Source organism: Chitinimonas violaceus (assembly GCF_052601015.1).
This window is the reverse complement of sequence record NZ_JBQXDJ010000363.1, coordinates 1-216: the sequence shown is the minus strand read 5'-3', so window position 1 is coordinate 216 and position 216 is coordinate 1. Positions and strand designations below refer to the sequence as shown.

Here is a 216-nt window from a genome sequence, read left to right as displayed (position 1 = left end):
CGAGCAATATGGCACTGAAGTCTCACCAGAGTTCATCAGTTCGGTGACCGACGAAGTCATGACAGAAGTCGCTGCCTGGCAGGCTCGACCGCTTGAACCGATGTATCCGGTTGTGTTCTTCGACGCACTGCGGGTGAAGATGCGCGAAGATGCCGTAGTGCGCAACAAGGCAGTCTACTTGGCATTGGGTGTGTTGCCCGACGGTACGCGCGACAT

General features: G+C 56.5%; 1 protein-coding gene. It reads left to right on the top strand.

The annotated features are described in order from the left end of the window. Nucleotides 1–216, top strand: a 216-nt coding sequence (locus ACUHMQ_RS21585) for a transposase (protein WP_445297460.1), incomplete at both ends; no start/stop codon positions are given.